The organism is Mycobacterium sp. NGS68 (genome assembly GCF_059812195.1).
The window spans coordinates 25476-32077 of sequence record NZ_JCALCE010000051.1; the positions used below are offsets into that span (position 1 = coordinate 25476).

At 65.4% G+C, this 6602-nt stretch carries 7 protein-coding genes; 1 reads left to right on the forward strand and 6 read right to left on the reverse strand.

Annotated elements, in window-relative coordinates; genetic code table 11:
- Positions 1-6: 6 nt before the first annotated feature.
- Genes AC5Y5V_RS29355 through AC5Y5V_RS29380 form a run of 6 tightly spaced genes read right to left on the reverse strand, consistent with a single transcriptional unit; the run spans position 7 to position 4869 of the window.
- Positions 7-1104, reverse strand: coding sequence for an acyl-CoA dehydrogenase family protein (locus AC5Y5V_RS29355; protein WP_499942325.1), 1098 nt, complete (start codon positions 1102-1104; stop codon positions 7-9).
- The gene (locus tag AC5Y5V_RS29360) at positions 1101-1532 is read right to left on the reverse strand and encodes a nuclear transport factor 2 family protein (RefSeq protein WP_499942327.1); all 432 of its coding nucleotides are present in this window, start codon (positions 1530-1532) and stop codon (positions 1101-1103) included. The genes AC5Y5V_RS29355 and AC5Y5V_RS29360 overlap by 4 nt, the downstream gene beginning before the upstream one ends.
- Entirely contained in the window at positions 1522-2730 is a 1209-nt protein-coding gene (locus tag AC5Y5V_RS29365) for a metal-dependent hydrolase family protein (RefSeq protein ID WP_499942329.1), read from the reverse strand. Before AC5Y5V_RS29365 ends, AC5Y5V_RS29360 begins: the two co-directional genes overlap by 11 nt.
- Before the next feature lie 3 nt (positions 2731-2733).
- A complete protein-coding gene (locus tag AC5Y5V_RS29370) occupies positions 2734-3060 on the reverse strand; it encodes a hypothetical protein (RefSeq protein ID WP_499942332.1) in 327 nt (108 codons plus the stop codon).
- Positions 3041-4321 carry an aromatic ring-hydroxylating oxygenase subunit alpha gene (locus AC5Y5V_RS29375; RefSeq protein WP_499942334.1) on the reverse strand — a complete coding sequence of 427 codons (1281 nt, stop codon included), beginning with the start codon at positions 4319-4321 and terminating at the stop codon, positions 3041-3043. The genes AC5Y5V_RS29370 and AC5Y5V_RS29375 overlap by 20 nt, the downstream gene beginning before the upstream one ends.
- A 2-nt stretch (positions 4322-4323) precedes the next feature.
- Positions 4324-4869 (reverse strand): carboxymuconolactone decarboxylase family protein, encoded by a 546-nt coding sequence (locus AC5Y5V_RS29380; RefSeq protein WP_499942336.1) that lies wholly within the window; start codon positions 4867-4869, stop codon positions 4324-4326.
- Positions 4870-5233: 364 nt separating this feature from the next.
- On the opposite strand from AC5Y5V_RS29380, the gene AC5Y5V_RS29385 reads away from it, so the two are divergent.
- A complete protein-coding gene (locus tag AC5Y5V_RS29385) occupies positions 5234-6532 on the forward strand; it encodes an amidohydrolase family protein (RefSeq protein ID WP_499942339.1) in 1299 nt (432 codons plus the stop codon).
- Positions 6533-6602 lie beyond the last annotated feature (70 nt).

A 6602-nucleotide genomic window follows, 5' to 3' on the forward strand; every position in this document is an offset into this window, starting at 1 on the left:
TCACGCTCACTCCTTCCCGAGGTCGAGCAGGCGGCGGGCGATGATGTTGCGCTGAATCTCGGCGGTGCCCCCGTAAATCGTCGCGGCGCGCGAATACAGGTACTCCGGCCGCCAGGGGCTGTCGTCGAGTTCCAGGACCCCGGGCAGCAGGTCGTGAACGGTGTCGTAGAGCCGCTGCTCGGCGCCCGCGAGCAACACCTTGTCGACGGACGTGTCCGGCCCGAGCCGGGCTCCGTCGCGGAGCCGGTGTTGGGTGACCCGGGACCGGCAGCGCAGCGTGTGCAGCGCGAGATAAGCTGCGCCCAAAGCTGACTCGTCCGGCTCGCCAGCCTGAGTAGCTTCGGCGATGAGCTCGTCGAACCGCGAATAGAGGTACGCGATCCGCTGCCAGAAGCAACTCGAGCGCTCGTAGGGCAGCAGGTCCATGGCGAGCCGCCAGCCGTCACCCGGCTGGCCGAGCATGCGGCTGGACGGGACGACCACGTCGTCGTAGTACACCTCGCAGAATTCGTCGACGCCGTGCATGGTGCGCAGCGGACGGACGGTGATGCCAGGGGTATCCAGGTCGACGAGGAAGGCGGTGATGCCGTCATGGCCGGGGGCAGTGCGGGTGAGCAGGACACAGCGCGTGGAGAACTGCGCGAAACTGGTCCAGACCTTCTGCCCGTTGACAATCCAGTGGTCACCCCGCTGGGTGGCGCGGGTGGACAGCGACGCCAGGTCGCTGCCGGAGCCCGGCTCGGAAAATCCCTGACACCAGTGCTCGCGGCCACTGAGCAGACGCGGCACCATCTCGGCGGCGAGTTCCGCTGGCGCGTAGTCGATCATGGTGGGGGCGAGCACCTCGAGCATTGAGTACGGGCCGGGTTCGGCAAGCCGCCTGCCCACCACCTCCTCGCCGACGATCGCGCGCAGCAGCGCGGGACCGCCGAGCCCGCCGACTTCTTCGGCCCACCCGTACCGCATCCAGTCGGCATCGTAGAGCGCCCGGCTCACCCGGGCGAACTGCCGCATGTGCCCCTCGAGTGAGTGGTCGGGCCCGGGGGTGAGGTCGGTGCTATCCAGCCACGCGCGCAGATCCGCCCGGAACTGCTCGACGTTCACGGCGTGGGACGGCCCACGGCGTGCGGCCGCCCGGAGTCGTGCACGCCGCTGCGCCGGATGAAGGTCATAGCACGGGCTTTCAGCCGCCAGCCGTCGGCGGTGCGGCGATAGGTATCGCGGTAATAGCCGATGCGCATGTCGTGCGCGGAATGCTCGATGAAGCACAGCGGTTGCGTGCCGGTGGCCTCGTCGCCATCGAGGTCCACCGCCGAGGTTCCGGTCATGAACAGGCCCTTGGGGGCGGCGGCCACCAGCTCGGGGAACCGGTCCAGCGTGTAGGTGTCGCCGAACGCGCTGTAGGTGCCGTCGGGCGTGAACACGGCGACGAGGCCCTCGATGTCGCCCTGGGTGATCGTCACCGCGTAGCGGGCGAGCAGTTGCTGGATCTCCACCAGGTCGTCAGTTCTGGTTGGCTGGTTACTGGACAAAGACCTTGCCGCCTTTCATGACGAAGCTGACATCGCGGGTAACGGTGATGTCCTCCAGCGGGTTTCCCGGGACCGCGATGACGTCGGCGAGCATACCTTCGGCCAGCCTACCCAGCTCGGTCGAGTTGATCAGTTCGGCGGCGGTCGCGGTCGCGGCCCGCAGCACCGCCGACGGCGGCAGGCCCCAATCCACCAGGGTGACAAGCTCGTCGGCGTTGCGGCCGTGCGGGATCGCAGGTGCGTCGGTGCCGACCGCGATCTTCACCCCGGCCTCGTAGGCGGCCAGGATCGAGGTGCGCGACTTAGGGAACATCTCGGCGGCCTTGGCCTGGAGTTCGGGCGGCGCGTGCGAGACGTCCATACCCTCGGCCAGGCGCCGGGTGCTCACCAGGAAGGTGTCGTGCTCGACCATCGACGCGATCGCCTCGTCATCGATGAGGAAGCCGTGTTCGATGCAGTCGATGCCCGCCGCCACGGCGTGCTTGACGGCCTCGGCGCCGTGCGTGTGCGCGGCCACCCGCAGCCCGCGCCGGTGCGCCTCGTCGACGATTGCGCACAGTTCCTCATCGGAATAGTGCTGCGCGCCAGGGGGGCCCGTCAGCGACATCACCCCACCCGAGCAGCACACCTTGATCAGCTGGGCGCCGTGCTTGATCTGGTAGCGCACCGCCCGCCGGATCTCGTCGACCCCGTTGGCGATGCCTTCCTCCACGGTCAGGTCCAGTACGTGCGGCGCGAAGGCGGCGAACATCGTCGGATCCAGGTGCCCGCCGGTGGGCGTAATCGCATGTCCGGCAGGCACAATGCGGGGCCCGTCGATCCAGCCCGCGTCGATCGCCTTACCCAGCGCCACGTCCAGCAGGTAGCCGCCGGTCTTGACGAACAACCCGAGGTTGCGCACGGTGGTGAACCCGGCGCGCAATGTCCGTCGGGCATTGCCGACGGCACGCAGCATCCGGGTCGGGGGGTCGTCCTGCACCTGGGACAGGCCCGGCTTCTCGCCGCGGCCACCCATGAGCAGGTTGACCTCCATGTCCATTAATCCGGGCAGCAGGATCTGATCGCCGAGATCGATTGTGTCGCCTTCGGGTTCGCCGCCGACGCCGACGATTCGATCACCGTCGATGCGGAGGATGCCCGGCGAGACGATCTCGCCGGCGTCGACGTCGAGCAGTCCCCCCGCCTTGAGCGTCAACACCGGCTAAATCACCGGTTCATGAAGGACTTCGACCCACGCCGCGCCGCTGTCGGGGACGCGGGGCTGCTTCCACGCCTCGATCGGGAACGACACCATCACCAGCGACTGCATGATGTGCATCAGGCTCTTCGCATCCTCGGGCAGGTCGTCCAGCGGAAACTTGTCGCAGTAGGCGATGACGTCGTTCAGCAGCGGGAACGCGGCTTCGTAGAACGCCTGCATCTCCGCCATCGTCGAACCCAGGCGCTTGGCGTAGCGTTCGGGCTCGTGCGCCAGGTCCCAGTCCAAATACGGCTCCAGGGCGGCGAATTCAGACGGTAACTTTGCCATTCTTCTGGTACTCCCTCACGTAGTCGCCAGTCGTCTTGTGCAGGTGGCGGATCAGCACCTCCTGATCGCACAGCAGGAACTCCGAGACCGCCCGGGTACCGATCATCGTCTGGGTCGCTTCCAGCGTGTTGGCGTCCTGCAGCGCGTACTCCTTGAACGTCACGGCGGCCAGCTCCTGGGCCAGCCGTTCCCGCGCGTTGCGCGGCGGGACGAAATACAGCACGGCCTCGAAGATGTGCTTGTCCACTGCGGTCGGCCAGTAGTGGTAGGTCAGATACCAGCCCGGTTCCCAGATCAGCAGCATGAAGTTCGGGTAGAAGAGCCACGAGTCGATGCCCCACTGCGGCACCCGCTTCACGTTGACGCCCGGTGGCAGCTCCATGTTCTGGATGATCTCCGGCTTGTCCCACGGACCGAACAGTCCGCTGCGCAGCACCTGGTCCATCGGCTTGACCATGGACATGTCCGGGGGTGGCGCCTGTCCGCCCCAGGTCGACTGCAGGTTGTGCGGTCCGGCCAGCTCGTAGTGCAGCGCCTCGTAGCCGAACTTCTGAATCTTCGCGGCTTCTTCCTTCGTGTACTGCCCCTGATGCAGGATCGGCGCGTGGTAGAACTCGACGAACGCGTCGATGAACAGCTTCCAGTTGCTGCCTACCTCGGCCCGGTAGGAGTAGGTCTCGGTCATCTCGCCGAAGGGGTAACCCTCGATGCTCTTGGCCAAGGGGCCGAGATAGTCGATCAGCGGCGCCGCGTCGTTGTCGAAGTTGATGAAGATGAAGCCTTCCCACACCTCGCAACGCACCGGCGCCAGACCGTACTGACTCTTGTCCAGGTCGAAGAACTCTTCCGGCTGCTGGACGAAGGTGAGCTCGCCGTCCAGGCTGTAACGCCAGGCGTGGTATTTGCAGGTGAACTGCCGGCAGATGCCGGAGGTCTCGCGGTTCGGAAAGTCGTTCCACACCAGCTTGTTTCCGCGGTGCCGGCAGACGTTGTGATACGCCTTGACCGAGCCGTCCTTGGTCTTGACGATGATCACCGACGTGCCCGGGCCGGCCGACGGCAGCTCCCGGGTGAAGTAGCTGCCGGTTTTCGGCAGGCGATTGACCCGGCCGACGTTGAGCCACTGCTTCTTGAAGACCGCCTCGCGCTCGGCGGCAAAGAATGCCGGGTCGATCGAGTCGGTGTAATCAACTGGGGCGGTTCCCAGTTCGGGATAATTTTCCGTCCAGCTCCCGGCAGCTGGCTTGGGGAAGTGGGCCACTCTTACCTCTCTTTGTGATGTTCTTCGAGCTGCACGCCAAAAGTGTTGAGCGCCATGGCCAGCATCGTGTAGGAGCCGACCGTGAAGATGTAGTCCATCCGCTGGCGGTCGTCCATGTGCTTGCCGAGCGTCGCCCAGGTCTCGTCGGACAACTGGGATTTCTCGTCGAGTTCGTCGACTCCGTTCACGACCGCGCGCTCGAATTCGTCCAGAGTGCCGTCGGACCCGGTTCGCACCGCCTCGATCTCGGCGTCGGTGATGCCCTCACGCTTCGCCAGATCCACGTGCTGGTGCCACTCGTAGGGAGAGTCGCGGCGGTGCGCGACGCGCAGGATGGCCAGTTCGCGGATGCGCGGAGACAGTGTGGAGGAGAACAGCAGGTGGACGTTGAGTCGCAGGAACGCCTTGGTCAGGGCGGGGTGGTTGACCAGCGTCGCCAGCACGTTGGAGGCGTCGCGCGGGTTGCGGCGTTCCGGCGGCAACATCACCGCCAGCGCCTGTTCGACGTCCTCGTCCCACCGGTCGGCGGGCAACGGCGGCAGTCGCATCGCGCGGGGTTCCTCTCGGTCAAAGAGAATCAGATTCTCATTTACAACCAATAGACTTGCACGATTCGGTCCGCCGGTCAATCCTGACGCGTAGGTTGCGGTACCCGCCCGCCGTCGCAGCGACGTGGCCGGAAGGCGCCTGTCGGGGCCCTGTTTTGCCCGTCCACACGGACAGCGCCGATGCCGTGCGGCTAACCTGGATGTTGATTCTCGCTGCGCGAGAAGATAGTTTTCAACACTAGAGAGCTTGGAGGCAGGTGGCGGCTCGCCGTAGACCGGACGTGCCCGCTCGGTGGCCGCGACCCGGGGCTCGAAATCATGCGTCGAAAGGGACGCTCGAAAGTTTCATGAGAGGGGTACGGCCATGAACAAAGAAGACATGATCCTGATCAGCGTCGATGACCACACCGTCGAGCCGCCGAACATGTTCAAGAACCACCTGGCGAAGAAGTACATCGACGACGCCCCCCGGTTGGTACACAACGCCGACGGTTCCGACATGTGGAAGTTCCGCGATACGGTCATCCCCAATGTCGCACTCAACGCGGTCGCCGGCCGTCCCAAGGAGGAGTACGGCATCGAGCCGACGGGGCTCGACGAGATCCGGCCGGGTTGTTACAACGTCGACGAGCGCGTCAAGGACATGAACGCGGGCGGCATCCTGGCGTCGATCTGCTTCCCGTCCTTTCCGGGCTTCGCCGGGCGGCTGTTCGCCACCGACGATCACGATTTCTCGATCGCCCTGGTGCAGGCCTACAACGACTGGCACATCGACGAGTGGTGCGGCGCCTACCCGGCGCGATTCATCCCGATGGCCATCCCGGTTATCTGGGACGCCGAGGCGTGCGCCGCCGAGGTACGCCGGGTGTCGAAGAAGGGCGTGCACGCGCTGACCTTCACCGAGAACCCGGCCGCCATGGGTTACCCCAGCTTCCACGACGAGTACTGGAACCCGCTGTGGAAAGCGTTGGTGGACACCGACACCGTGATGAACGTGCACATCGGTTCGTCGGGCCGGCTGGCGATCACCGCGCCGGATGCGCCGATGGACGTGATGATCACGCTGCAGCCGATGAACATCGTCCAGGCGGCAGCGGACCTGCTGTGGTCGCGGCCGATCAAGGAATATCCGGACCTCAAGGTCGCGCTTTCCGAAGGCGGTACGGGCTGGATTCCCTACTTCCTCGAGCGCGCGGACCGGACCTACGAGATGCACTCCGCCTGGACGCATCAGGACTTCAAGGGCAAGCTGCCCAGCGAGGTTTTCCGTGACCACTTCCTGACGTGCTTCATCAGCGACAAGGTGGGCGTTGCGCTGCGCAACATGATCGGCATCGACAACATCTGCTGGGAGGCCGACTACCCGCACAGCGACTCGATGTGGCCGGGCGCGCCTGAGGAGCTGTGGGATGTGCTGTCGCTGAACTCCGTGCCGGACGACGAGATCAACAAGATGACCCACGAGAACGCCATGCGGTGGTACTCGTTCGACCCGTTCACCCACATTTCGCCCGAGCAGGCGACCGTCGGTGCACTGCGCAAGGCCGCCGAGGGCCACGACGTGTCCATCAAGGCGCAGGGGCACGACAAGGACACCCGAGGCGGCTCGTCCTTTGCGGACTTCGCCGCCAACGCGAAAGCCCTCACCGGCAATAAGGACTGACTCTCTACTGGCGAGCAGACGCAAAAGCACCCATTTAGGCCCGAAAATGGGGGCTTTTGCGTCAGCACGC